Genomic DNA, 24,962 nt, shown 5'->3' with positions numbered 1-24,962 from the left:
GACCGGCGGGCGGATCCACCTTGTCCCTCCCGGGAGCCGTTACGGCGCCCCCGTGTCCCACCCCGCTTGGAGTAGCCGATGCCGGCCGCCGCCACCCCCGCCGTGCTCACCGCCCGCGCCCTCCTGCTCGACATGGACGGCACCCTCGTCAACTCGGACGCGGTGGTGGAGCGCATCTGGCGCCGCTGGGCCGACCGGCACGGGCTGGACGGCGACGAGGTCATGAAGGTCGTGCACGGACGGCAGGGACACGCCTCGATGGCCCTGCTGCTGCCCAACCGTCCCGTCGAGCAGAACCGCGCGGACAACGCGCGCATGCTCGCCGAGGAGACCGCCGACATGGACGGCGTCGTACCGGTGCCTGGCGCGCCCGAGTTCCTGGCCTCCCTGCGCGGGCTGCCGCACGCCCTGGTGACCTCCGCCGACGTCGCGCTGTCCACGGCGCGGATGGCCGCCGCCGGGCTCCCGCTGCCGGACGTCCGGGTGACCGCGGAGTCCGTCGGCGCCAGCAAGCCCGACCCCGAGGGCTTCCTCAAGGGCGCCGCGGAACTCGGTGTCGACCCGGCCGACTGCATCGTCTTCGAGGACTCCGGCGCGGGCATCCGGGCGGGGCGCGCCGCGGGGATGCGGGTGGTCGGCATCGGTCCGCGTGCCGGGCTCCATGAGCCGGATGTGCTGGTCGAAGATCTGCGGCAGGTGCGGGTGGAGAGTGCCGGGGACGGGACGATCCGGCTCGTCGTGGGCTGACGGCCTCCCCGGGCCTGCTGTGCGGTCACGGGTCAGCCGGCCGTCCCCGGGCCGCTCGGGTCGCCGAGTCAGGTGACCGCCCCCGGGTCCGTCGCGCGCGCCACGGGGCGGCTGACAGCCCCGTCTGCCCGTCGCCCGCCGCGCGGGTCACGGCTCGCTGCATCTGGGCCGGGCCGGCTGCGGGATGAGGGTCCTGGGGTCGGGTGACCGCCCCGTCGCCCGTCGTGCGGGTCTCGGGGCAGGTGACCGCCCGGCCGGCTGCCGTGCGCGTCGCGGGGTCAGTGGACCGACCCCCATCCGGTCGTGCGGGTCTCGGGGGCGGTCGATCGCCCCGTCGTGCGGGTCTCGGGGCAGGTGACCGCCCGGCCGGCTGCCGTGCGGGTCTCGGGGGCGGCGCCCCGGCGCCCGCCGCGCGCGGCACGAGGCAACCGACCGTGCCGTTGCCCGCCGCGCGCGCGTCACGGCTCGCTTGTTTCCGACTCCAGCCTCTGGCGTGTCTTCAGGTCGTAGACCCCCCATTCCTGCGGCCAGATGCCGCGGGCCCACTGGTAGCGGGAGACCGCGTCCTCCACATGGCGGTCGTAGGTGCCCCGGGCCGAGTGGGTGTAGAGGCGCAGTTGGGTCAGGCGCAGTTCCAGTTCGACCACCTCGGGGCCCCGTGAACCCCGGCTGAGGACGGGCGGCTCCTCCGGGTCCGCGGCGAGGTTGCCGTCCGCGGGTGCGCTGGACTCCGCCGTCGTCGGGGACGTAGTCGGCTCCGCCGAGGGCGATGGCGTCGGGGAGGCGTCGGCCGACGACGAGGCCGATGCGGATGGTGACACCGTCGGGCTGTCCGACGGGGACGCGGACACCGACGGCGTGGGCGTGGGGCTTCCGCTCGGTGCTCGCGTCGCCTCGGGCGTGCCCGTCGACGGGGCCGGTACGCCTGCCCGGACGTCCTTCCGCTGCGCCTCGTCCCGCACCGGGGTGTCGTACGCGAACAGCCCGCTCGCCAGGCCCGCCGCCGCGATCACGGCGACCACCGCGCCGCCCGCGCCCAGCAGGACCGTACGGCGGCGCCGTGCGCTCGCCCCGGCCGTCCGGCGGCCGTCGTCCACGACCCGCAGGGTCGCCGTCGCCGGGTCGAACAGGCTCAGATCCTGGGCGCTCGGCGCACTCCCACCCGGCGTCAGTGGAGCCGGCAGCGCGGGGACCGCGCGCAGCGCCATCGTCTCCCCGTCGTCCGGCGGGCCGCCGCCCTCCAGCTCCACGTATGGGCGTATGCGCAGCGGATCGAAGTCCTCCGCCGCGGCCGCCTCCGCCGTACGCGCCTCCCGCAGCGCGTCGGACACGTCCTGGGCGCAGCCGCACGCCGGCGTGCGGTCGGCCGCCCTCGCCGCTCCGCACCGCGGGCACGCACGGCCGTCCGGCCCGCCCGGGCTGCCCGTGCCCCCGGCCCCTTCGGTTCCCCTCGGCTCCGTCACGCGTCGGTCCCTCCCCTCGCGAACTCCCCAGATTATGCAGACGCTCTCCACGGCTTCTTCGCATACCCCCGGAAGACGCGCTCCGCTGAGGACTCAACAGGCCATAACGGGATACAGCGATCACGATGGAGAGGAAAACGAGACGGTCGGGAGGTCTTCATGGCCGGGGACGCGCACGGCAGGGCGGGGGAAGTGCGTGAGGCGCAACCCCCGAAGAGGCGGGTCGAGCCGCACGAGAACGTGTCCGGCAACGTCCTCGTCTCCATCGGCGCGCTGCTCCTCGGCATGCTGCTCGCCGCACTCGACCAGACCATCGTCTCGACCGCGCTGCCGACCATCGTCAGCGACCTCGGCGGTCTGGAGCACCTGTCCTGGGTCGTGACGGCCTATCTGCTGGCGTCCACGGCCGCCACCCCGCTGTGGGGCAAGCTCGGCGACCAGTACGGACGCAAACGGCTCTACCAGATCGCCATCGTCATCTTCCTCGTCGGTTCCGCCCTGTGCGGCATGGCGCAGGACATGACCCAGCTCATCGGCTTCCGCGCCCTGCAGGGCCTGGGCGGCGGCGGCCTCATCGTGCTGTCCATGGCGATCGTCGGCGACATCGTGCCGCCCCGCGAACGCGGCCGCTACCAGGGGCTGTTCGGGGCGGTGTTCGGCGCGACCAGCGTCCTCGGGCCGCTGCTCGGCGGGGTGTTCACCGAGCATCTGAGCTGGCGGTGGGTGTTCTACGTCAATCTGCCGGTCGGCGCCGTCGCGCTCGTCGTCATCGCCCTCGTGCTGCACATCCCGCGCCGCAGCACCAAGCACGTCATCGACTACCTCGGCACCGTGCTCATCGCCGCCGTCGCCACGGGCCTGGTGCTGGTGGCGTCCCTCGGCGGGACGACGTGGGGCTGGGGCTCGGCGCAGATCGTGACCCTCGCCGTCGCCTCCGTCGTGCTCGCGTTCGTCTTCGTCGCCGTGGAGCGGCGGGCCGCCGAACCCGTGCTGCCGCTCAAGCTGTTCCGGGTGCGCACCTTCACGCTGTCCGCCGTCATCAGCTTCATCGTCGGCTTCGCCATGTTCGGCGCGATGACCTACCTGCCGACGTTCCTCCAGGTCGTGCAGGGCATCAGCCCCACCCTGTCCGGCGTCCACATGCTCCCGATGGTCGCCGGCATGCTGCTGTCGTCCACCGGGTCCGGGCAGATCGTCAGCCGCACCGGCCGCTGGAAGGTGTTCCCGATCGCCGGCACCGGCGTGACCGCCGTCGGCCTGCTGCTTCTGCACCAGCTCGACACGGGCAGCTCCACCGCCCTGATGAGCGTGTACTTCTTCGTGTTCGGGCTGGGCCTCGGCCTGGTCATGCAGGTCCTCGTGCTCATCGTGCAGAACGCCGTCCCCTACGAGGACCTCGGCGTCGCCACCTCCGGCGCCACGTTCTTCCGCTCGATCGGCGCCTCGTTCGGCGTCGCCATCTTCGGCACCGTCTTCGCGAGCCGCCTCGACGACCTTCTCGTGGACGCCTTCCGCGGCGTACGGCTGCCGCCCGGCGCCTCCCTCGAAGGGCTGGAGGCCGACCCGCGCGGCATCGCCGAACTCCCCGCAGCGCTGCGCCCGGCCGCGCTCGACGCGTACGCGACCGCGATCACCGACGTGTTCCTGTACGCCGTCCCGGTGGCCCTGCTGGGCTTCGTGCTGGCCTGGTTCCTGCGCGAGGACAAGCTCCGCGGCTCGGTCACCGCCCCCGACGTCACCGAGACCCTGGCCAGCAACCCCGTCGAGCGCTCCTCCTACGACGAGGTGTGCCGGGCCCTGTCGGTGCTCGGCACCCGCGAGGGCCGCCGGCGGATCTACGAGACCATCACCGAGCGGGCGGGGTACGACCTGCTGCCCGCCGCGAGCTGGCTGCTGCTGCGGATCAAACGGTACGGCTGGGTCGAGCCGGTCGTGCTCACCGAACGCACCTCCGTACCGCTGCGGGTCATCCTGGACGCCGCCCGGCAGGTGGAGGGGCGAGGACTGGCCGCCCGCGAGGGCGTCGACCTGGTCCTCACCGACCGGGGCCGCGAGGTCGCCGAGGACCTGGCCCGGGTCCGGGAGGAGTCGCTGGCCGAACTGCTCGGCGACTGGTGGGGCCCCGACCGGCCGACCGACCTCGTCCAGCTGGTCAAGGAGCTCAACTCCGAACTGTGCGGCTCCGACCGGGAGCAGCCGCACGACGGGGCACGGCCCGCCGAGGCCTGAGGGAACCCGCCGTCAGGTCAGGGCTTTGGCGAACCAGTGCTCGGCGTACGGGTCGTCGTTGTGCGGGGCGGTCTCCGCGTAGCCGAGCCGGGCATACAGCGCGCGTGCCTCCACCAGGTCGTGCCGGGTGTCCAGGATCAGGCGGGCGGCCCCGAGGGCCCGCGCCGCGTCCTCGGCGGCCCGCACGAGCACCGGCCCACCGCCCCTGCCGCGCAGCGCGTCACGGACGTACACCCGCGTCAGCTCGGCCGCCCCGCCGTCCAGCAGGCGCACCCCCGCCGTGCCGGCCGGCTCGCCCGCCCACCGGGCCACCAGCAACGTGCCCTGCGGGGGCCGCAGTTCGTCCCCGGAGCGCACCGCGATCTCGCGTTCCAGCTCCGCCGGGTCCGTGCGCCGCCCCTCGTGCAGGAGGTACCAACGGTCGCTGACCTCCGTGTAGTACGCCCGCCAGAGAGCCACGGCGGCGGGGGAGTCGGGCGGTTCGGGGGCGACGGTCCAGGACATGGGCGCCATGCTCGCACCGGGGTCCGCGCGGCGGCACCTGGTTTGTGCGGGACGGGCGGTGGGCCCTGAGGTGGGTGAGGACGGGAACCCCGCCCGCCGGAATGTCGTACGGCCCCCGGCCGTTTGAGACGGCCTTTACCGGCAACCCGACGTCCATGTCAACTGGCGTGATCATTCTGATCGTGATCGCGGTCGTCGTCGTTCTCGGCGCGATCGCCCTGGCCCTGCGCACCCGTGGTGGTGCCCGGGGCGGCCGGGGTCTGAAGCGGCGCTTCGGCCCCGAATACGAACGAGCCGTGGCCCGCCACGACGGGGACACCAAGGCGGCCGAGCACGAGCTCGCCCAACTCGTCGAGCGGCACGGCGGGCTGAAGGAGCGCGCCCTGGAACCGGCCGACGCCGAGCGCTTCGAGGCGCGCTGGGCCGCCGCCCAGGAGCACTTCGTCGACGCGCCCCACGAGGCGGTGGCGGAGGCCGAGCGGCTGCTCGCCGAGGTGGCAGGCGCCCGCGGCTACCCGGACGGCGACCGGTACGAGGAGCGGGTCGAGGCCCTGGCCGTGCACCACGCTCCCCACGTGCAGGGCTACCGGCATCTGCACCACGTCGCCCGCAACGGGTCCGGCACGTCCCGTACGTCCGGTACATCCGGCACGGAGGAGATGCGCGAGGCACTGCTGGAGGCGCGGGCCCTGTTCGAGGAACTCGTCGGAGGATCCCGGTCCCGCCGGACCTCCGAGCGCACGCACGCGGGGAGGAGCTGAGATGAAGGACATCACGCACACGGAGACGGAGCCCGGCGCACGCGGCACCGCCCGCACCGGGACCGGAACGGACCGGTGGCCCGCCGCCCCCGAGGACGAGCGGACCGGAACACGCGAGGGCAGCGCGTACGAGGACGCCGGCCTGCGCGAGAACGGGGAGCCCGGCACCCGGGGCACCGGCACGGACCCCGGATTCCCGGACGGGAAGGCGGCCGGGACGCACGGCGACCGCGACCCGCACGGCACCCGCGACACCACCGGCACCCACGACACCCGTCACCACACCACCGGGCACGACACACACGGCACGCACGGCACTCACGACCCGCATGGCACCCCGGACGCCACCGCCACCGGCGCCGCGCTGCTCCCGCACGACGACCGCGACCGGCTGGAGCTGCGGCTGCATGACGCCCTGACGCACTTCGTCGACCGGCCGCGCGACGCCGTGGAGGAAGCCGACCACGCCGTCGAGGAACTGCTCGCCCGGCTCACCGAGGCGATGACCCAGCGGCGCGGCACCCTGCGCAAGTCCTGGCTGAACTCCGACGGCGCCACCGACACCGAGCAACTGCGTCTCGCGCTGCGCGACTACCGCGAACTGGCCGAACGGCTCCTACGCGTCTGACGCACCCGTCCCGCTGGACCCGTCCGCCGCCCGGCGTCCCTCCCGGCGCTCCCGCCACTCCCGTACGACCTCGTCGACGTCGTACGGCCGGCGGCCCAGGGGAGGGCCGGGCGGCGGCTTCAGCAGCATGTCGCGGATCTTGACGTTCACGTCCGTGATGATCTTCCGGACGGCCCGCTCCGTGGGCGCCGCGTACGCCGCGTCCAGCGCGTCCTCCGCCTCCTTGCGCAACGCCAGCGCCGGGGGGAGCACCGACAGGCCCTCACGGGCCATCTTGCGCTTCACCCACCACAGTTCGTCGTACGGCTCCTCCAGATCGCGCGGCAGCGGTCGGCCGGCGCCGGGCAGGCGGTCGAAGTCGCCACGTCCCTGCGCCTGACTGATCTGGTGGTCCACCCACGACTCGAACGGCACACCGGGAGGCTTTCGCTCGGTCATGAGTTCATTGTGCCGGACACGATCGCGCCGGGCGATTTATCATGCGGCGTCGATGGTCGAACCGGCCGTCGGGCAAGGACGTTTCAGAAGGAGCGCACGTGCTCGAACTCACCATGGCCGCCGTGTCCGCGGCGGACGAGGGCGCCACGGCCGGCATGCTCATGGCCGACGCGCCCAGCGAGCCGGGCGCCGTGCTCCGGGTCGGCCGGGACAAGTCCGTGTGCCGGCTGGCGACCCCCGACGACTGGCTGTTCGTCTCCCGCGTCCATCTGGAGTTCCAGTGCGCCGCCGACGGCAGCTGGCATGTGACCTGGCTGCGCGGCTCGCAGGCCGACCCGTCCTCCGAGGTGCGGATGACTGTCGGCGGCCAGGTGCATCCCATCGGGTACGGGCAGACCGTGTCGCTGCCCAGGGGCGGCAGCGGCGAGATCGTCGTCCACGACCGCACCGCCCCGCGCAGCGTCAACGTCGGCTTCCACCTGGAGGTCTGACCCGCCCGGCCCCCGTTTCCGGCCGCGCTGCGCCCGCACCCGGGCCGCACCGCACCCGCTACGCCCGCACCCGGGCCAGCACGAACCCGTCGTAGCCCTTGGCGCCCACCGTCTGCACCGCCGTGGCGGTCAACCGGGGGTGCCTGCCGATCAGTTCCACGGCGGCCCGGGTGCCCCGTACGTCCGGCGCGGCGCTGTCCGCGTCCAGGACCGCGCCGCCCCGCACCACGTTGTCGACGACGATCAGACTGCCGGTGCTCGTCAGCCGCAGCGCCCACTCCACGTAGTGCGCGTTGTTCGCCTTGTCGGCGTCGATGAACACCAGGTCGAAGGGGGCCGGGTTCTCGTCGGCCAGCTTGGGCAGCGACTCCAGGGCCGGCCCGACCCGCACCTGCGCGATCCGGTCCAGGCCCGCCCGCGCCAGATTGCGGACGGCGACCTCGGCGTGCCGGGCGTCGTACTCCAGCGAGACCAGCCGGCCGTCGGCGGGCAGCGCGCGGGCCAGCCAGATCGTGGAGTACCCGCCGAGCGTGCCGATCTCCAGGATGCTGCGGGCGCCCTGGATCTCGGCGAGCAGCCGCAGCAGCTTCCCCTGGGGCGCGGTCACGCTGATGGGCGGCAGACCGGCCGCGTCGCTCTCGCGCCGGGCCGCCACCAGGGCGTCGTCCTCGACGGCGAGGTGGTCGGTGAAGTACGCGTCGACATCGCCCCAGAGCTGGGAGTCGCTCATCGCCCTGCCTTTCGGACTGGCGGCCGGGCACACCGGCCGGATCACGGCTGACGTTCCAGCATCCCCGGGACCGGCGCCGCCGCGCGCGAGGCCGCGCCGGGGCGGGGCCACCCGGCCGCCGCGTCACCGGAGGCGAACGGGCGGACCGCCGACTATCGTCACGGAAAAAGGTGAGGATGTCGGGCAAAAGGGGACATGCCTGCGTCTCCCCGAGGGGCGGCGCGAGCCGTCCGGCGTTCTGAGGATTCCCTGTCGGATGCGGGGCGGACCGGGGCGGGAGGCCGGCGAGGCGTGGCGAAGGCGGAGCACCGAGGGCGACCGGCCGAGGCACCCGGAGCCACGGCGGCCGGCACGGTCCAGGCGCGGGTGCGTGTGGTGCGGCTGGGCCTCTGGGCCGTCGCCGCCGTCCTCGCCGTCCGTCAGGTCGCCGCCGTCCTCGGCACCCCGCGCGGGGAACGGCTCACCGACCTGGAGACCTGGGTCGGACCGCACGGCGTCCTGCATCTGAAGGGCTCCCTGTACGACTCCGAGCGGTTCACCGGCACCCCGTTCGGCGGACTCGTCCTCAAGCCGCTGACCCGTGCCGCCGAGGAGGCCCTCGGTTGGGGGTGGACCTTCGGCACGCTCCTGCTGGTCGTCGCCCTCGGACTGGTCGCCGCCCGCGCCCTGCCGCCACCGGTCGGCCGGCGCACCGCCGTGCTCGCGGCGCCCGTCGCGATCAGCCTGCTGATGGTGTCGCTGCCGGTGCGCAACGCCCTCCACCTCGGCCAGACCAGCATCCTCCCGGTCCTGCTCGTCCTCCTCGGCTGCTTCGCCGTGCGCGGGGAGCGGTTCAGCGGCGCGCTGATCGGGCTTGCGGCCGCGCTCCAGCCGACGCTGCTGCTGTTCACGCCCCTGCTGTGGTGCACCGGGCGGCGCCGGGCCGCCCTGTCCACGGGGGCCGCGTTCACCGGGTGCACGGTGCTGGCCTGGGCGGCGATGCCCCGTGACTCGGCGACCTACTGGCTCCACCACCCCGCCGGCCTCGGCCTGGGCGGGCCCGCCGACGGCCTCGCCAACCAGTCCCTCCACGGCGCCCTGCTCCGGCTCGGCCTGAGCGGACCACCCGAGATCGCCCTCCTGCTCGTCCTCGGCGCCGGTGTCGCCGTGCTCGCGCTGCGCCGGGCCGTGCGCTACGCCCGTGACGGGCAGCTCCTGCTCGCGGTCGCCGTCACCGGCTGCGCGGTGATCGTCGTCTCGCCCGCAGCCTGGCAGCACCAGCTGTTGTGGGTGCTGCTCACGGCCGTCGGCCGGGTCGGCCGGCGGGCCGGTGACCGGTACGCCTGGCCGGTCGCGATCGTGCTGGTCATGACACTGCCGGCCGACGCGCTGGTGCCGGACAAGCTGATCTTCCAGCCGCTGCGCGCCGACCTCGTGCTGTGCGCCGCGCTGGCGGCGGCCGTCGCCGTGCCGTTCCTGCCGCGCGGCTCGCCGTACTGGCGGACGCCGCTGCCGACGCGGTACGCGGACCCGGTGCCGTCCCGGTTCGGGCACATCCCGTTGGTGCCGTTCCTGCGGCGGGCGATCAGCCGCCCCAACCTGCTTTTCGAGCTCGTCCTCATCAGGGTCACCTACGACGCCTACGCCCGGATCCGGCTGGCCGCGGCCGGCCCGTCCTCGGCGTCGGGCCGGGCGACCGCGGAGGAGCACGGCGCGCAGATCCTCTCCGTGGAACGCGCGCTCGGCATCGACATCGAGCGCTGGGCCAACCACGCCGTCGTGGCGGCCGACGGGCTGCGGGACTTCTTCGGCTTCTACTACGAGTCGTTCCACTTCGGGGTGCCGCTGCTGATCCTCGGCGTCCTGTACTGGCGGCGGCCCGTCGACTACCGCTGGGCCCGCACGGCGATCGGCTTCGCGACGATCTTCGCCCTGGTCGGCTTCTGGCTGTATCCGCTCGCACCGCCCCGTCTGATGCCGGGCCTCGGTGTCGTCGACACGGTCAACGGGCCACAGGACTTCACTCAGCCCGACTACGGCACCCTCACCGAGCTGACCAACCAGTACGCGGCGATGCCGTCCCTGCACTTCGGCTGGTCCCTGTGGTGCGGCGTGGTCGTCGCCGTGCTGGCGCCGAGATGGTGGATCAAGGTCCTGGGCCTGTTGCACCCGCTGCTCACGGCGACCGCGATCGTCGTCACCGGCAACCACTGGGTGCTGGACGCGGTGGGCGGCGCGCTGGTCGTGGCGGCGGGCTTCGCCGTGACCTACGCCTTCCAGGGCCCACGCGCCCGGACCGTCACTCCCGCGCGGAGTCAGACCCGCAGTGATCCGCAGGCCGTCGTGCGGGACCGTACTCCGAACTGATCCGGTACTCGCCGGCGGCGGGGACCGTGAGCCGGGTGAACTCGCCGCTCGGCGCCAGGCAGCCACCGCCGTCCACTCGCAGCCACGGGGAGTGGGCTATGCGCACGGTCGTGGCGCCCGCCCCCGGCATCCGTACGACGAGGTCGGCGCCGGACGTCGAGACGACCCGGGCGGATCCGGAGGTCAGCGGCACGGCGTCCTTCACCCGGAACACCCGCCAGTGCGCGTCCCGCCACACCGGCTCCAGCCAGTCCGGCCGGTCCTCGCGGATCAGCCGGGCCTCCGCCTCGGCGTAGCCGTCCGGCTTGCCCAGCGGCAGCACCACGAATCCGACGGCCCAGCGGTCCAGCCACGCCCGGTAGGTGCCGGCCGAGAAGGAGCCGTCGTAGAAGAGGCGGGCCCGTTCCATGTCGAGCTGCCGGTTCCAGCCGCGGGCCATGTTGACGTACGGGGCGAGCCCGCTGGCCTCGCGGTGGTTGCGGGCCGGGACGACCTCGACGCGGGTGCGGCCGGCGCCGAGCCGGTCCAGGGCCCGCACCACCCCCTGGGTCTCGGCGGCCCAGGCGGGCACCCGGGTCGACACGTACAGATCGTCGCCGGTCTTCTTGCCGACCCAGCCGACCGACAGCACCAGCAGGCCCACCAGGGTCTTCCGGCGCCAGCCGGCCAGTTCGGGGCGGGCCAGCAGCACGGCGAGCAGCGCGGCGGGCGCGAACAGCTCGGCGAACCGCTCGACGTTCGTGCCGACGGGGGAGGGGACGAGATACGTCACGACGGTTCCGGCGGCGTAGACGGCGCCGCTCCACCGGGCGACCCGCCAGCCGCGCGGCGCGAACACGGTCACGGCCAGGCCCAGCACGAACGGCGGCCAGATCCGGTCGGCGAACATCAACTGCTCGCCTTCGAAGGGAAACAGCAGGGTGGTCGCGGCGACGGTGACGGCGGGCGGGAGCAGCAGCGCGAGGGCGCGCGGACGGTCCCGGGTGAGCAGGAACGCGGCGCCGACGACGGCCAGGAACAGCCCGGCCACGGGGCTCGCCATCGTCGCCAGCGCGGCGAGCACACCGGCCGGGACGACCCGTCGCCGCCCGGCCAGCAGCAGACAGGCGCCGAGCCCGAAGGCCGTGCCCAGGGCGAACGTGGTGCGCCCGGAGGCCACGTTGCACCACAGGGCGAGCGCGGCGAGCAGGGCCGGACCCTCCGGCCGGCGCAGCGCCTCGACCCGGGTGAGAAGCACGGCCGCCAGCCAGGTCGCCACGATCCCGGAGAGGACCGTGAGGGCACGGACGCCCACGGCGGACATCAGGTACGGGGATATGAGGCTGTAGTTGGCGGTGTGGGTGCCGCCGTACCAGAAGAGGTTGTACGCCGAGCCGCCGTGCCGGGCGGTGAACCCGGCCCAGGCGTACTGGGCGGCCAGGTCCCCGCCGCCGGTGGCGAGGAAGCCCCACCACAGCGCGTACAGCGGCAGAGCGGGGAGGGTCGCGGTCAGCGGGACGCGGTGCCGGTCCCGGAACCGGAGCAGCCACGGCGGGAGGGCGGGGGGTGCCGGCGCGGGGCCGGCGGGACGCGTGCGGCTGCTGATGAGTTCGGTCTCGGGCACGTGTTCGTAGACGCCGGACCCGGTGGGAACGTTCACCGGCGGCCCGCGCGGGGGCCGCCGGGGCGCGGTGCCTACAGGCGCTGGATGATCGTGCCGGTGGCCAGGCCGCCGCCCGCGCACATCGTGATCAGGGCGAACTCCTTGTCCGCGCGTTCCAGTTCGTGCAGTGCCGTGGTGATCAGCCGGGCTCCGGTGGCGCCCACCGGGTGGCCGAGGGCGATCCCGCCGCCGTTGACATTGACCTTGTCCAGATCCTGCTCGAAGACCCGCGCCCAGCTCAGCACCACCGACGCGAACGCCTCGTTGATCTCCACGAGATCGATGTCCTGCAGGCTCATCCCCGCCTTGCCCAGCACGGCCCGCGTGGCGTCGATCGGCCCGTCGAGGTGGAAGTGCGGATCCGAGCCCACCAGCGCCTGCGCCACGATCCGGGCCCGGGGCCGCAGCTTCAGGGCGCGAGCCATCCGCTTGGACGCCCACAACAGCGCCGCCGCGCCGTCGCTGATCTGCGAGGAGTTGCCCGCCGTGTGGACGGCCGCCGGCATCACCGGCTTCAGCCGGGACAGCGCCTCCAGGGACGTGTCGCGCAGCCCCTCGTCCCGGTCGACGAGCCGCCACATACCCTGCCCGGCCTGCTGCTCCTCCTCGGTCGTCGGGACCTGCACGGCGAACGTCTCCCGCTTGAAGCGCTCCTCCGCCCACGCCGCGGCGGCCCGTTGCTGCGACAGCAGGCCGAGCGCGTCGACGTCCCGCCGGGTCAGCCCGCGGTGCCGGGCGATGCGCTCCGCCGCCTCGAACTGGTTGGGCAGGTCGACGTTCCACTCGTCCGGGAACGGCTTGCCCGGCCCGTGCTTGGAGCCCGACCCCAGCGGCACCCGCGACATCGCCTCCACACCACAGCTGATCCCGACGTCGATGACACCGGCCGCGATCATGTTCGCGGCCATGTGGGACGCCTGCTGCGAGGACCCGCACTGGCAGTCGACGGTCGTCGCCGCCGTCTCGTACGGCAGCCCCATGGTCAGCCAGGCCGTGCGCGCGGGGTTCATGGACTGCTCGCCGGCGTGGGTGACGGTGCCGCCGACGATCTGCTCGACGCAGTCGGCGGGGATACGGGTACGGCCCAGGAGTTCGCGGTAGGTCTCGCCCAGCAGATAGGCGGGGTGGAGGTTGGCGAGCGCGCCGCCGCGCTTGCCGATGGGGGTGCGCACTGCTTCGACGATGACGGGTTCGGCAGCCATGGGTGCGGGTCCTCTCGGCTCTCCTCCGGAACTAGTACGTGTTCTAGTTCTTCCAGGCAGTCTGCTGACGCCCGGTCCGTCACCGCAAGGGTCTTGCAGCCTCCGAAGTCGCGAACAGAGCTGATTCCGGCCCGGATTGGGCCTGTCGTGCCCCTTGCCACTTGTAGAACCCGTTACTACCTTCGCCGCGACCATGTTCTGATGAGCCGTCAGATGGCTGGAGCCGCCGATGCCCTGTCCAGCGCTTCCCGACGGGTTCGACTTCACCGACCCCGATGTGCTGCACCACCGCGTGCCCCTCCCGGAGTTCGCCGCGCTGCGCCGGGCCGAACCGGTCCGCTGGATCCCGCAGCGGGGCAACGTCGCCGGGTTCCAGGACGACGGCTACTGGGCGGTGACCCGGCACGCCGACGTCAAGTACGTGTCGACGCACCCCGAGCTGTTCTCGTCGTCCGTCAACACCGCGATCATCCGCTTCAACGAGCACATCGAGCGCGACGCCATCGACGCCCAGCGGCTCATCCTGCTCAACATGGACCCGCCCGAGCACACCCGGGTCCGCCAGATCGTGCAGCGGATGTTCACCCCGCGCGCCATCCGCGCCCTGGAGGACCGGCTGCGCGCCCGCGCCCTGGCCATCGCCGACGGGGCGCGCCGGCACACGGGGTCCTTCGACTTCGTCACCGAGGTCGCCTGCGAACTGCCCCTGCAGGCCATCGCCGAGCTCATCGGCGTCCCGCAGGAGGACCGGTCCCGGATCTTCGACTGGTCCAACAAGATGATCGCCTACGACGACCCCGAGTACGCCATCACCGAGGAGGTCGGCCAGGAGTCGGCCACCGAGATCCTCGCGTACGCGATGAACATGGCCGCCGACCGCAAGCGGTGCCCGGCGAAGGACCTCGTCACCACCCTCGTGGCCGCCGAGGACCAGGGCAGTCTGCGCTCCGACGAGTTCGGCTTCTTCGTCCTGATGCTGGCGGTGGCGGGCAACGAGACCACCCGCAACGCCATCACCCACGGCATGCACGCGTTCCTCACCCACCCCGGACAGTGGGAGCTGTTCAAACGGGAGCGCCCGGCCACGGCCGCCGAGGAGATCGTCCGCTGGGCGACACCGGTGGTGGCCTTCCAGCGCACCGCCACCCAGGACACCGAGCTGGGCGGGAAGCAGGTGCGCAAGGGCGACCGGGTCGGCCTCTTCTACTCCTCTGCCAACCACGACCCCGAGGTCTTCGACGACCCGGACGTCTTCGACATCACCCGCGACCCCAACCCCCACCTCGGCTTCGGCGGCGGCGGACCGCACTACTGCCTGGGCAAGTCCCTCGCGGTCCTGGAGATCGACCTGATCTTCGACGCGGTGGCCGACGCGATGCCCGGCCTCACCCTCGCCGGGGACCCGCGCCGGCTGCGCTCGGCCTGGATCAACGGGGTGAAGGAGCTGCGGGTCGACGCCGGATGACAGGCGAAAGCGGCGACCCGGGGATCGTGGGTCGCCGCTTTCGGTTCATGGTCCGGCCGGATCAGTACCAGCCGTTGGACTGCCAGAAGTCCCAGGCGCCGCAGGCGCTGCCGTAGCGGTCCTTCATGTAGTCGAGGCCCCACTCGATCTGGGTCGCGGGGTTGGTCTTCCAGTCCGAGCCGGCCGAGGCCATCTTGTTCGCCGGCAGGGCCTGGACGAGGCCGTAGGCGCCGGACGAGGCGTTGGTGGCGTGCGGGTTCCAGTCGCTCTCGTGGTCGACGATGTTCGAGAAGCACTGGAACTGGGCCGAGTCCGCGATCATCTTCTTCGCGACCCGCTGGGCCGAGGAGGCGTCGCTCGTGGCGGCCTGGGCGGGAGCCGAGGCGAGCAGGGTGCCGGCCGTGGCGGCGGCCAGGAGGGTACCGGCGAGGGCCTTCTTCGGGGCGGAGAGGCGGCGGAAGGAGGAGGCGACGGACACGGAGCACCTTTCGGTCGGGGACGGGGATCGCGGTGTGCCGGCCACTGAGGTGCAGGCCCGGCATGCGTCGGCGCCGAGACCCTGAGGGCACGTCGGCGCCGTGCGACGTCCTCCACGGAAACAGGTGCGGCGGATGTCCGCAATGAGCCTGTTTGCTAGTGGTGGCCGTATGCCGGGGGCGGGGTGTCCGTGTGACGTGGATCTCAACGCCCAGGTCAGACGGGCTTTTGGTGGAGCCATGACAGCGCTCTGGCCCACTAAGGAAGGTCGTAGGTGACCTGGGTCATGTGGGGTGGTTCACCGCGCCCCTGACGGCCGGCGCACAAGCGCTCACCGTCCGGGTGCGTCGAACGTGACCGGGCTCTCGAAGGCCGCCCGCCGTGTCGCCCGGCGCAGCGCCTTCAGCACCGCCGGACCCAGCGCGACCGTGAGCACCACGGTCACGATCGCCCGCCCCAGGTCCCAGCCCAGCGAGGTGGCCACGCAGTACGCGGCGAACCGGGCCAGGTTCGCGAGGGGACCGAGCTCCGGCGCGGGCGAGATCGTGGAGGTGTCCCGCGGCAGATAGGGCCAGCCCGCCATGTTCATCAGCGTGCCGTACGCGAAGGCGGCCAGGAATCCGTACGCCGCCAGCAGGGCCACCTCCGCGCGGCCCCGCAGCCGCTCCGCGCCCGGCAGCAGCCCCGCGCCCATCGTGAACCAGCCCATGGACAGCATCTGGAACGGCAGCCACGGCCCCACCCCGCCCGTGAGCAGCGCGGACGCGAACATCGTGACCGAGCCCAGGACGAAGCCGAAGCCCGGCCCCAGCACCCGTCCGCTGAGCACCATCAGGAAGAACATCGGCTCGAGCCCCGCCGTGCCGGCGCCGATCGGGCGCAGCGCGGCACCCGTCGCCGCGAGGACGCCGAGCATCGCCACGGCCTTGGGGCCGAGCCCGGACTCCGAGATCGTCGCCGCGACGACCGCGACCAGCAGCATCAGCAGGCCCGTGAACAGCCACGGCGCGTCCTGGGCGTGCGCGTTCACCTGCGAGTCGGGCAGGGCGAGGAACGGCCAGCCGAGTGCGGCGACGCCGACCGCGCCGACCAGCACGAGGGCCGCCACGGACCGGGGTCCGAGCCGGACGGGGCGGGCCTGCCCTCCGGGGCCGCTCATGCCAGCGCCTCCTCGACCTGGGCGACGGTCAGCCACCGCCGCGGGGCGAGGATCTTCGCGACCTGCGGGGCGAAGGACGGCGAGGACACCACCACCTCGGCCGTGGGGCCGTCGGCGATCACCTCGCCCTCGGCGAGCAGCACCACCCGGTGGGCCAGCTCCGCCGCCAGCTCCACGTCGTGCGTCGCGAGCACGATGGCGTGCCCCCGCGCGGCGAGGTCCCGGAGCAGGGCGACGAGGTGCGCCTTCGCCGCGTAGTCGAGCCCCCGCGTCGGCTCGTCCAGCAGAAGCAGCGGCGGACGGGCCGTGAGGACGACGGCCAGCGCGAGCGTCAGCCGCTGGCCCTCGGACAGATCCCGGGGATGCAGATCGTCCGGGATCCCCGGCAGCAGTGTGGACAGCAGCGCCCGGCAGGTGCCCGGCTCGGCCTCCGCGTCGGCGTCGGCGGCCGCGCACTCACCGGCGACCGTGTCGGCGTACAGCAGGTCGCGGGGCTCCTGCGGGACGAGGCCGACCCGGCGGACCAGGTCGCTCGGCGGGGTGCGGTGCGGGACGGACCCGCCGGTCAGCACCGTCCCGGACGACGGCGCCACCAGGCCGACGAGGGCGTTGAGCAGGGTGGACTTCCCGGCGCCGTTACGGCCCATCAGGGCGATCGTCTCGCCGGGGGACACCGTGAGGTCCACGCCCCGCAGCGCCCGGACCCGGTCCCGGGTCACGGCGAGGGACCGCACCTCGGCGGCGTACGGCGACACGGGGGCGGCCGCCTCCGCCCTGGCGCGAGAGCGGCCGAACCAGCGGCGGGCGGTGCCCGTACGGGCCGCCGGCGGGGCGGGCGTCTCGGAGGGCGCGGGCGAGGGCGGGGCGGTGTGGTCGCCGAGGCGCTGCCGCAGGTCGGTCGCCCGGCGGCGGGCGTCGCGGACCGTCAGCGGGAGCGGGGCCCAGCCCGCCAGCCGGCCCAGCGCCACCACCGGCGGATACACCGGGGACATCGCCATGATCTCCGCCGGCTCGCCCAGGACCGGGGGCTCGCCCGGCGACGGCAGCAGGACGACACGGTCCGCGTACTGCACGACCCGTTCCAGCCGGTGCTCGGCCATCAGGACCGTCGTACCCAGGTCGTGCACCAGCCGCTGCAGAACGGCGAGCACCTCCTCGGCTGCGGCCGGGTCCAGAGCCGACGTCGGCTCGTCCAGGACCAGCACCCTCGGATGCGGGGTGAGGACGGAACCGATCGCGACGCGTTGCCGCTGGCCGCCGGACAGCGTGGCGATCGACCGGTCGCGCAGCTCGGCCAGACCCAGCAGATCCAGCGTCTCCTCGACCCGGCGCCGCATCACGTCCGGGGCCAGGCCCAGCGACTCCATGCCGTAGGCCAGCTCCTCCTCGACGGTGTCGGTCACGAAGTGGGAGAGCGGGTCCTGGCCCACCGTGCCGACGACATCGGCGAGTTCACGCGGCTTGTGGGTACGGGTGTCCCGCCCGGCCACCGTGACCCGGCCGCGCAGGGTGCCGCCGGTGAAGTGCGGCACCAGCCCGCTGACCGCGCCGAGCACGGTCGACTTGCCCACCCCCGACGGCCCGACGAGCAGCACCAGCTCCCCCTCGGGGACCTCGAAGTCCACCCCGCGCACGGTCGGTTCGGCCGCACCGTCGTAGGTCACGGAGACGTTCTCGAAGCGGATCACGACGGCTCCTTGCGGGCGGCGGCACCGCGCGGCGCCGGGTTCCTCGGGGCGGGGCTGACGAAGGCCGGGAGCAGCCCGATCAGGACGGCGGCCGCCGGCCACAGCGGAAGGGTGGGGGCGACCAGCGGGATCACCCCCGGGTTCAGGGCCGCCGGTTCACGGCTCGCGGCCAGGGTGAGCAGGGCGGCGACCGCGGCGCCGGACCCGGCGACCAGCCAGGCGCGCGCCCCCCAGGGGTCGGGCCGGTACCGGGTGCGCGGCGACCGGCGCCCGCCCAGCCGCAGCCCCGCCAGCGCCGCCACCAGCCCGGCGAGCAGCACCGGCAGCCCGTACGTGCCGCCTGCGGCGGTCAGCAGCCCGTACGTGCCCGCGCACACGCCCAGCAGCCCGCCGAGGGTGAGCGCGGCCGTCGTACGGCGCACCCGGTCCGGCACCTCGGCGGTGCGGCCGTAGCCGCGCGCGTCCATCGCGGCGGCCAGGGCGACCGAGCGCTCCAGCGCACCCTCCAGCACCGGCAGCCCGACCTGCACCAGGCCGCGCAGCCCCCGGTCGGGCCGCCCCCGCAGCCGCCGGGCGGCCCGCAGCCGCTGCACGTCGGCGATCAGATGGGGGGCGTACGTCAGGGCCACGACCACCGCGACACCCATCTCGTACAGGGCGCCCGGCAGGGACTTCAGCAGCCGGGCCGGATTGGCGAGGGCGTTCGCCGCGCCCACGCAGATGAGCAGCGTGGCCAGCTTCAGCCCCTCGTACAGCGCCCGTACGAGGGTCTCGGCGGTGACCCGGCCGCCCAGCCGGATGCCCTGCGCCCAGTCGGGCAGGGCGATCTCGGGCAGGGTGACGAGCACATGCGTGCCGGGGACGGGGGAGCCGAGGGCCACCGCGAAGAACAGCCGGATCACGAGGACGGCGAGGGCCAGCTTGACGAAGGCGCCGTAGGAACGTGCCCAGGGCGCGTCGGGCCGGCAGGTCGCCACGACGTAGGCGGACGTCGCGATGAGCAGGGCGAGCAGCAGCGGATTGCTGGTACGGGTCGCGGCGGTGCCCAGGGCCAGCGCCCAGACCCACCAGGCACCGGGGTGCAGGGTGTCGCGAACGACCCGCCCGCCGCGAGGCACGGCCGGACCGACCGCTTCCGCCGGTCCCGGACTCTCCCCGCTCCGCGTGCTGCTGCCCCCTCCCATCAGCCGCGCCGCCGCCGGGCCTGCCAGATCGCGGCGCCCCCCAGAACCACGACGGCCGCGACACCGGCCACAAGACCGACCGAGGCACCGCCCTCGGAATCGTCGGAGGAAGTGTTTGCCGCCTCCGGCTTCTCACCCGAGGCGACCTGCTCCCCGCATCCCTTGCGGGGGTAGCCGTCGATGGCGCACAGCAGGGCGTTGGAGTCGTAGCGCAGCGGTCCGGCGACGGCCGCGAGGGCGTCGGCGGTCGTGGCGTCCGGCGCGACGCGCGCGCAGACCGTACGCCGGGCCGGCGGCCTCTCGCCCGACGGGGCGTCGGCGGCCGTACCGAAGTCCAGCACCAGCGCCACCCGCTTCTTGCCGTCCCGCGCGGGAGTACGGGCGCAGATGACGGAGAACTCGGCCGCGCCCCGGGGCCGGGTGGCGTCCTGGGAGTCCTCGCTGACGGCGAAGCGGAAGCCCTGCACGTCGCCGTCCTCGGGACGGGACAGCGAGGGGCCCAGGGACGCGTAGGACCAGGAGCCGCCGTCGCGGTCCCAGAACGACCAGTAGCGGTACCCGGTCGCCTGGGCGGCCTGGGCCGCGCCGGCCGTGAGGACCAGCGCGGCCAGGAGTACGGCGAGGGCGCGCCGGATCACGCCCGTCCGCCCTTGCCGCGGTGGCTCAGCAGGAAGCCGATGCCGATGCCGACGACGAGGAAGACACCGACGTACCACCAGACGCCGAACGGGCTGTCGTCGTCCTTCTCCTCCTGGGCGTCCGCGGTCCGCTCCGCCGCCTTCTGCGGGGCGGGGCCGGTCGCGTCGAGCTTCGCGACGAGGTCGGTGCCGCCGAAGGCGCGGGGGTCGGTGCCGGTGGCGTGCGCGGCGAAGATGAGCTGGGCGTAGGCGGCGGGGCCGTTCTGCGCGGCCCACTCGGCGGCGTTGTCCTTCAGCCAGCCGAGGGGCTTGGCGGCGGCGCCGGCCCCGCCCTGCGCGGCGAGCGCGACGACGGCGTCGGCCGTGTTGCCGTAGTCGGGCTGGTCGTCGGCGCCGGGGAGCGCGGAGATCAGGTGCCCGTCCTTGTCGAGCACGCGCGTCAGATAGGCGGCGCCGTTGGCGGCGGCCTGCTCGGGGGAGGCGGCCTTGGCGCAGTCGGCGCCGGCCTTCGCGCCGGGACCGGTGGCCAGGCCCTTGCCGAGCGCGCCGAGCACACCGGCGGCGGTGGCGTCGGCGTTGGCGGCCAGCCTGCCCTTCTTGTCCGGCTGGTAGGCGAAGGCGCCCGCGTCGTCGCCCTCGCAGGGCAGGGCGAGGGAGAGCAGGGCGTCGTACGGCGACTTGCCGCCCTTGGTGACGTCGGCCGGCTTCTCACCGGCGGCCGCCAGGGCGCCGACGACAACCGACGTCGAGTTGGTGTCGCTGGCCCCGCCCGGGGTGTAGCCCCAGCCGCCGTCCTTGTTCTGGACGGACTTCAGCCAGGTGACGGCCTTTCCGGTGACGGAGTCGTGGCCGCCGAGCGCGGTCAGGGCCTGTACGGCGGCGGCGGTGCTGTTGGTGTCGACCATCACCTTGGCGTCACACGCCTTGGCGGTGTCGGCGCGGTAGGCGGCGAAGGCCCCGTTGGCGCACTGCTGCCCGGTCAGCCAGTCCACGGCCGACGCGGCGGGCCGCACCTTCACGGTGTCCTGGGCGAGCAGAGCGAGGGACTGGCGCCAGACCCCGTCGTACGTCGGGTCGGTGGTGCCGTACAGCCCCTTGGGGAGGGCCGGCGACGGGGACGCGGACGGTGAGTCGGTGGCCATGGCGGGCGCGGCCGCGCCGAGCACGACGGTGGCGGCCAGGGCCGCGGCGCTGCGGCGGACGTTCATGATCGGCGGGTGCCCTCTCCCTGTGGGGGAGCCGGACAGCACGGGAGGACCCCCGGGCGGCTCGGCTCCGTATACCTCGACGGTGCCGTGCTCCGGCAGGCTGCCGGGACACGTGAGCCGGTCACGTCCGTCCAGGGCGGTCCGGCTCACCGGCCTCGGACCGCCCGCCACGGGGGCGGCGGTGCGGGGACCGGTTCACGGTTGCGGGTCAGCGCCGGAATTGCACCGGCTTTCCCCTGAACGGGTGAGTGATGACGACCGGGCCACTGTACCCGGCCGTAACCCGGGCTCTCCGAGGCACCTCGCACCGGGTACCGTCCTGCCGACGCGAGGGGGCAGGACGATGGGGCGACTGATCGGTTCGGGGCGGACCGCCGACGTGTACGAGGTCGACCGGCACTGGGTGCTGCGCCGGGACCGGGAGGGGTACGGCGACGCGCTCGCCGAGGGCGAGGTGATGGCGCACGTGCGCGGCCACGGCTTCCCGGCGCCCCGCGTCCGCCTCGACGGCTCCTCGCGGACCGAGCTGGTGATGGAGCGCCTCACGGGGCCGACGATGCTGGGCGCGCTCATCGCGGGCACCCTCGGCCCGGACGAGGCGGGTGCGGAACTCGCCCGTCTGCTGCGGCGGCTGCACGGCCTGCCCGGACGCCGCCCGGGGACCCGCGTCCTCCACCTGGACCTGCACCCCGACAACGTGATCCTCACCCCGGACGGGCCGTACGTCATCGACTGGAGCAACGCCCGCGACGGCGACCCCGGTCTCGACTGGGGCGCCTCCGCGGTGATCCTCGCCCAGGTCGCGGTCGGCGACGAGGTCCTGGCGGCGAGTGCCCACGCGCTGCTGGCCGCCCTGCTGGCCGACCCCTCGGACCTCACCGAGGCCGGGCTCTCCCAGGCCCTGCGCGACCGGGCGGCCAACCCGACGATGATCGAGCGGGAGACCGGCCTCCTGGGCGCCGCCGAGAAGCTGATCCGCACGTTCCTTCCCGGGTAGGTCAGACCGCCACGTACGCCACCGGCTCGCTCCCCGCCACCGCCTCCGCCCGCCCCAGTTTCACCAGGCGGCGGAGGTGGGCCTCCGCCTCGGCGACCGCGATGGTGCGGGAGCCCGGTGGGATCCGGTCCCAGGGGCGGTTCCACTCCATGCGTTCGGCCAGCTGCCAGGGGGTCAGGGGGGTGGTCAGGAGGGCGAGGAGGCCGGTCAGGCGGGCCTCGTGGTGGTCCAGCAACTCCCGTACGCGCGCCGGGGCGTCCGTGAAGGCGTGCTGGTGGGCGGGCAGGATCTCGGCTGGGGCGAGGGCGGCGACGCGTTCCAGGGAGGCCAGGTAGTCGCCGAGAGGGTCGGTGGACGTCGTGTCGTCGGGGTCCTCGTACAGGCCGATGTGCGGAGTGATCCCGGGGAGCAGGTGGTCGCCGGAGAACAGCCGGCCGTGGCCGGGGAGTCCGGCCGGGTGCTCCTCCTCCAGGTGCAGGCAGACGTGGCCCGGTGTGTGGCCGGGCGTCCAGATCGCGCGCAGACGGCGGCCGGGCAGGTCCAGGAGTTCGCCGGGGACGACCTCCCGGTCGGGGTCGGCGGGGGAGAAGCCCGGCAGGGAGCCGGGGCGGCGCGCTGCGCGCAGCGGGGCCACGTGATCCTCGGGGGCGCCGGCCGCCGCGAGCTTGTCGGCCATGTACGCGAACCAGGTCTCGGGGCGCGTCGCCCGGGTGCGCCGGACGATCGCCGCGTCCGCCGCGTGCATCGCGATCCAGGCGCCGGACGCCTCCCGCACCCGGCCGGACAGGCCGTGGTGGTCGGGGTGGTGGTGGGTGACGACGACGCCGTGGATCTCCTCCGGCCCGGTGCCGCAGGCCGCGAGGCCGTCCGTGAGGGTGTCCCAGGAGTCCGGGTCGTCCCAGCCGGTGTCGACGAGCACCGGGCCGCGGTCGGTGTCGACGACGTGCACGAGCGTGTGGCCGAGGGGGTTGTCCGGGATCGGGACCCGTATGGATCGCACCCCGCCGCCGTGGTCGTACACCTGCGTCATGGGCTCCCCCATCACCGCGACGTCCGCGGCACGAACCGGCCGCCCCGGCCATAGTAACTAGAACGCGTTTCGATGGGAGCCCGAGTCATCCAACGGGTCCCGAGGGTGGTGCGCGTTCCGTGGACTCCTCGGGGTGGAACTGGTATCAGTTGCTCTATATCTGATGGACCGTCAGGGCCCAGCGGCCAAGGCCGTCAGTGTTCATGCGCATCCAGGCGCGGCTCCGGGGAGGCAGTCGGTCATGACCGAACTCGTGGAACACGGGCAGCTGTTCATCGGCGGGGAGTGGACGGGCCCCCTCGGACGGGACGTCATCGAGGTGGTCTCGCCGCACACCGAGGACGTCATCGGACGGGTGCCGCACGCATCGCCCGCCGATGTGGACCGGGCGGTCGACGCGGCGCGGCGGGCCTTCGACGACGGGCCCTGGCCCCGGGCGGGCCTCGCCGAGCGGATCGAGGTCGTCACCCGGATCAAGGACGGGATCGCCGCCCGGCACGACGAGATCGCCCGGCTCATCTCCGCCCAGAACGGCTCCCCTTACTCCTGGAGCGTCCTCGCGCAGGCCCTCGGCGCGATGATGGTGTGGGACGCGGCGATCACGGTCGCCCGTGACTTCTCCTACGAGGAGGCGCGCGACGGTGTCCTCGGGCGCATCATCGTGCGACGCGAGCCCGTCGGCGTCGTGGCGGCCGTGGTTCCCTGGAACGTCCCGCAGTTCGTCGCCGCCGCCAAGCTCGCGCCCGCCCTGCTCGCCGGCTGCTCGGTCGTCCTCAAGCCGTCCCCCGAATCGCCCTTGGACGCCTACCTCCTGGCCGAGATCGCCCGGGACGCCGGGCTGCCGGACGGCGTCCTGTCCGTCCTCCCCGCCGACCGCGAGGTCAGCGAGTATCTGGTCGGGCACCCGCGCATCGACAAGGTCTCCTTCACCGGCTCGGTCGCCGCCGGCCGCCGCGTCATGGAGGTCGCCGCCCGCCATCTGACCCGGGTCACCCTGGAACTCGGCGGCAAGTCGGCGGCCGTCGTCCTGCCCGACGCGGACGTCGAGGCGACCGTCGCCGGGGTCGTGCCGGCGGCCTGGATGAACAACGGCCAGGCGTGCGTCGCCCAGACCCGCATCCTCCTCCCGCGCTCCCGCTACGACGAGTTCGCCGAGGCGTTCGCCGCCGCGGCCGGCGCCCTCGTGGTCGGCGACCCGCTGGACCCGGCGACCCAGGTCGGCCCGCTCGTCGCCCGCCGCCAGCAACGGCGCAGCCTCGACTACATCCGGATCGGGCAGGAGGAGGGCGCGAAGATCCTCACCGGGGGCGGGCGGCCCCAGGGACTGGAGAAGGGCTGGTACGTCGAGCCCACCCTCTTCGGGGACGTCGACAACGGCATGCGCATCGCCCGCGAGGAGATCTTCGGCCCCGTCATCTGCCTGCTCCCGTACGGCGACGAGGCCGAGGCCGTCAGGATCGCCAACGACTCCGAGTACGGCCTGAGCGGCAGCGTCTGGACCGCCGACACCGCGCACGGCGTCGACATCGCCCGCCGGGTGCGCACCGGCACATACTCCGTGAACACCTTCAGCCTGGACATGCTCGGCCCCTTCGGCGGCTACAAGAACTCCGGGCTGGGGCGGGAGTTCGGGCCCGAGGGGTTCGGCGAGTACTTCGAGCACAAGATGATCCATCTGCCCGCCGGCGGGGAGGCGTGACGATGGGCGACCGCTGGCACGTCGAGGTCGACCGGTCGCTGTGCATCGGCTCGGCCCAGTGCCTCCACCACGCCCCCGGCGGCTTCCGCCTCGACACCGCCCGCCAGTCCCATCCGGCCGACCCGGAGACCGACGCCGACGAACGGATCCTCGCGGCGGCGGAGGGCTGCCCCGTGGAGGCCATCGCCATCACGGTGCTGGGCAGCGGGGAGCCGGTGTTCCCGCCCGAGGAGTAG

Annotated in this window: 23 protein-coding genes; 10 read left to right on the top strand and 13 right to left on the bottom strand. The window is 73.9% G+C overall.

Features of this window, described 5'->3' with window-relative positions; all coding sequences use genetic code 11:
• Positions 1 to 78 precede the first annotated feature (78 nt).
• Positions 79 to 747, top strand: a complete 669-nt coding sequence (locus tag DC008_RS10015) for an HAD family hydrolase (RefSeq protein WP_108706670.1) — start codon at positions 79 to 81, stop codon at positions 745 to 747.
• A gap of 458 nt (positions 748 to 1,205) precedes the next feature.
• Here DC008_RS10015 and DC008_RS10010 read toward each other — a convergent pair whose 3' ends face one another.
• A complete protein-coding gene (locus DC008_RS10010) occupies positions 1,206 to 2,078 on the bottom strand; it encodes a peptidoglycan-binding domain-containing protein (RefSeq protein WP_108706669.1) in 873 nt (290 codons plus the stop codon).
• Positions 2,079 to 2,369: 291 nt separating this feature from the next.
• Here DC008_RS10010 and DC008_RS10005 point away from each other — a divergent pair, with 291 nt between their 5' ends.
• Complete coding sequence (locus tag DC008_RS10005; protein WP_108706668.1) at positions 2,370 to 4,439, top strand: MDR family MFS transporter; 2,070 nt, start codon at positions 2,370 to 2,372, stop codon at positions 4,437 to 4,439.
• Positions 4,440 to 4,451: 12 nt separating this feature from the next.
• Here DC008_RS10005 and DC008_RS10000 read toward each other — a convergent pair whose 3' ends face one another.
• Entirely contained in the window at positions 4,452 to 4,943 is a 492-nt protein-coding gene (locus DC008_RS10000; RefSeq protein WP_208645836.1) for a GNAT family N-acetyltransferase, read from the bottom strand.
• Between the two features lie 155 nt (positions 4,944 to 5,098).
• On the opposite strand from DC008_RS10000, the gene DC008_RS09995 reads away from it, so the two are divergent.
• Positions 5,099 to 5,704, top strand: a complete 606-nt coding sequence (locus DC008_RS09995; RefSeq protein WP_108706666.1) for a hypothetical protein — start codon at positions 5,099 to 5,101, stop codon at positions 5,702 to 5,704.
• A gap of 1 nt (position 5,705) precedes the next feature.
• Positions 5,706 to 6,332: a hypothetical protein gene (locus tag DC008_RS09990; protein ID WP_108706665.1), complete on the top strand. Its 627-nt coding sequence runs from the start codon at positions 5,706 to 5,708 to the stop codon at positions 6,330 to 6,332.
• Here the strand turns inward: DC008_RS09990 and DC008_RS09985 are convergent.
• Positions 6,321 to 6,770: a DnaJ family domain-containing protein gene (locus DC008_RS09985; RefSeq protein ID WP_055620731.1), complete on the bottom strand. Its 450-nt coding sequence runs from the start codon at positions 6,768 to 6,770 to the stop codon at positions 6,321 to 6,323. The two genes, DC008_RS09990 and DC008_RS09985, sit on opposite strands and share 12 nt — an antisense overlap.
• Before the next feature lie 98 nt (positions 6,771 to 6,868).
• Here DC008_RS09985 and DC008_RS09980 point away from each other — a divergent pair, with 98 nt between their 5' ends.
• Positions 6,869 to 7,261 carry an FHA domain-containing protein gene (locus tag DC008_RS09980; RefSeq protein WP_108706664.1) on the top strand — a complete coding sequence of 131 codons (393 nt, stop codon included), beginning with the start codon at positions 6,869 to 6,871 and terminating at the stop codon, positions 7,259 to 7,261.
• 58 nt (positions 7,262 to 7,319) lie between these two features.
• Here the strand turns inward: DC008_RS09980 and DC008_RS09975 are convergent, their stop codons facing one another.
• Positions 7,320 to 7,991 (bottom strand): O-methyltransferase, encoded by a 672-nt coding sequence (locus DC008_RS09975; RefSeq protein ID WP_108706663.1) that lies wholly within the window; start codon positions 7,989 to 7,991, stop codon positions 7,320 to 7,322.
• 291 nt (positions 7,992 to 8,282) lie between these two features.
• On the opposite strand from DC008_RS09975, the gene DC008_RS09970 reads away from it, so the two are divergent.
• Positions 8,283 to 10,337 (top strand): bifunctional glycosyltransferase 87/phosphatase PAP2 family protein, encoded by a 2,055-nt coding sequence (locus DC008_RS09970; RefSeq protein WP_108706662.1) that lies wholly within the window; start codon positions 8,283 to 8,285, stop codon positions 10,335 to 10,337.
• Here DC008_RS09970 and DC008_RS09965 read toward each other — a convergent pair.
• Together DC008_RS09965 and DC008_RS09960 are read right to left on the bottom strand one after the other, a co-directional pair.
• Entirely contained in the window at positions 10,270 to 11,922 is a 1,653-nt protein-coding gene (locus DC008_RS09965; protein WP_425276565.1) for a glycosyltransferase family 87 protein, read from the bottom strand. The genes DC008_RS09970 and DC008_RS09965 overlap by 68 nt on opposite strands.
• 89 nt (positions 11,923 to 12,011) lie before the next feature.
• On the bottom strand, positions 12,012 to 13,181 hold the full coding sequence (locus DC008_RS09960) for a steroid 3-ketoacyl-CoA thiolase (protein WP_108706660.1): 1,170 nt from the start codon (positions 13,179 to 13,181) through the stop codon (positions 12,012 to 12,014).
• A gap of 229 nt (positions 13,182 to 13,410) precedes the next feature.
• On the opposite strand from DC008_RS09960, the gene DC008_RS09955 reads away from it, so the two are divergent.
• A complete protein-coding gene (locus tag DC008_RS09955) occupies positions 13,411 to 14,646 on the top strand; it encodes a cytochrome P450 (RefSeq protein WP_108706659.1) in 1,236 nt (411 codons plus the stop codon).
• A 61-nt stretch (positions 14,647 to 14,707) separates the two neighbouring features.
• Here DC008_RS09955 and DC008_RS09950 read toward each other — a convergent pair whose 3' ends face one another.
• The 6 genes from DC008_RS09950 to DC008_RS09925 form a co-directional block, all read right to left on the bottom strand.
• On the bottom strand, positions 14,708 to 15,124 hold the full coding sequence (locus tag DC008_RS09950) for an aggregation-promoting factor C-terminal-like domain-containing protein (protein WP_164492281.1): 417 nt from the start codon (positions 15,122 to 15,124) through the stop codon (positions 14,708 to 14,710).
• Positions 15,125 to 15,454: 330 nt separating this feature from the next.
• Positions 15,455 to 16,282 (bottom strand): ECF transporter S component, encoded by an 828-nt coding sequence (locus tag DC008_RS09945; protein ID WP_108706657.1) that lies wholly within the window; start codon positions 16,280 to 16,282, stop codon positions 15,455 to 15,457.
• Positions 16,279 to 17,970 (bottom strand): ABC transporter ATP-binding protein, encoded by a 1,692-nt coding sequence (locus tag DC008_RS09940; protein ID WP_108706656.1) that lies wholly within the window; start codon positions 17,968 to 17,970, stop codon positions 16,279 to 16,281. The genes DC008_RS09945 and DC008_RS09940 overlap by 4 nt, the downstream gene beginning before the upstream one ends.
• Complete coding sequence (locus DC008_RS09935) at positions 17,967 to 19,154, bottom strand: energy-coupling factor transporter transmembrane component T (RefSeq protein ID WP_108706655.1); 1,188 nt, start codon at positions 19,152 to 19,154, stop codon at positions 17,967 to 17,969. Before DC008_RS09935 ends, DC008_RS09940 begins: the two co-directional genes overlap by 4 nt.
• Positions 19,154 to 19,792 (bottom strand): SCO2322 family protein, encoded by a 639-nt coding sequence (locus DC008_RS09930; protein WP_108706654.1) that lies wholly within the window; start codon positions 19,790 to 19,792, stop codon positions 19,154 to 19,156. The genes DC008_RS09935 and DC008_RS09930 overlap by 1 nt, the downstream gene beginning before the upstream one ends.
• The gene (locus DC008_RS09925; protein ID WP_108706653.1) at positions 19,789 to 21,000 is read right to left on the bottom strand and encodes an SCO2321 family membrane protein; all 1,212 of its coding nucleotides are present in this window, start codon (positions 20,998 to 21,000) and stop codon (positions 19,789 to 19,791) included. Before DC008_RS09925 ends, DC008_RS09930 begins: the two co-directional genes overlap by 4 nt.
• Before the next feature lie 343 nt (positions 21,001 to 21,343).
• Between DC008_RS09925 and DC008_RS09920 the strand changes: the two genes are divergently transcribed.
• Positions 21,344 to 21,997, top strand: a complete 654-nt coding sequence (locus DC008_RS09920; RefSeq protein WP_108706652.1) for a phosphotransferase — start codon at positions 21,344 to 21,346, stop codon at positions 21,995 to 21,997.
• A 1-nt stretch (position 21,998) separates the two neighbouring features.
• Here the strand turns inward: DC008_RS09920 and DC008_RS09915 are convergent, their stop codons facing one another.
• A complete protein-coding gene (locus DC008_RS09915; RefSeq protein ID WP_108706651.1) occupies positions 21,999 to 23,027 on the bottom strand; it encodes a Strvi_7410 family MBL fold metallo-hydrolase in 1,029 nt (342 codons plus the stop codon).
• 241 nt (positions 23,028 to 23,268) lie between these two features.
• Between DC008_RS09915 and DC008_RS09910 the strand changes: the two genes are divergently transcribed.
• Together DC008_RS09910 and DC008_RS09905 are read left to right on the top strand one after the other, a co-directional pair.
• The gene (locus tag DC008_RS09910; RefSeq protein ID WP_108706650.1) at positions 23,269 to 24,726 is read left to right on the top strand and encodes an aldehyde dehydrogenase; all 1,458 of its coding nucleotides are present in this window, start codon (positions 23,269 to 23,271) and stop codon (positions 24,724 to 24,726) included.
• Positions 24,727 to 24,728: 2 nt separating this feature from the next.
• Positions 24,729 to 24,962, top strand: coding sequence for a ferredoxin (locus tag DC008_RS09905; protein WP_108706649.1), 234 nt, complete (start codon positions 24,729 to 24,731; stop codon positions 24,960 to 24,962).

Source organism: Streptomyces nigra (assembly GCF_003074055.1).
Lineage (GTDB): Bacteria > Actinomycetota > Actinomycetes > Streptomycetales > Streptomycetaceae > Streptomyces > Streptomyces nigra.
The sequence above is the reverse complement of the archived record's forward strand: the minus strand, read 5'-3'. Positions and strand labels throughout refer to the sequence as shown.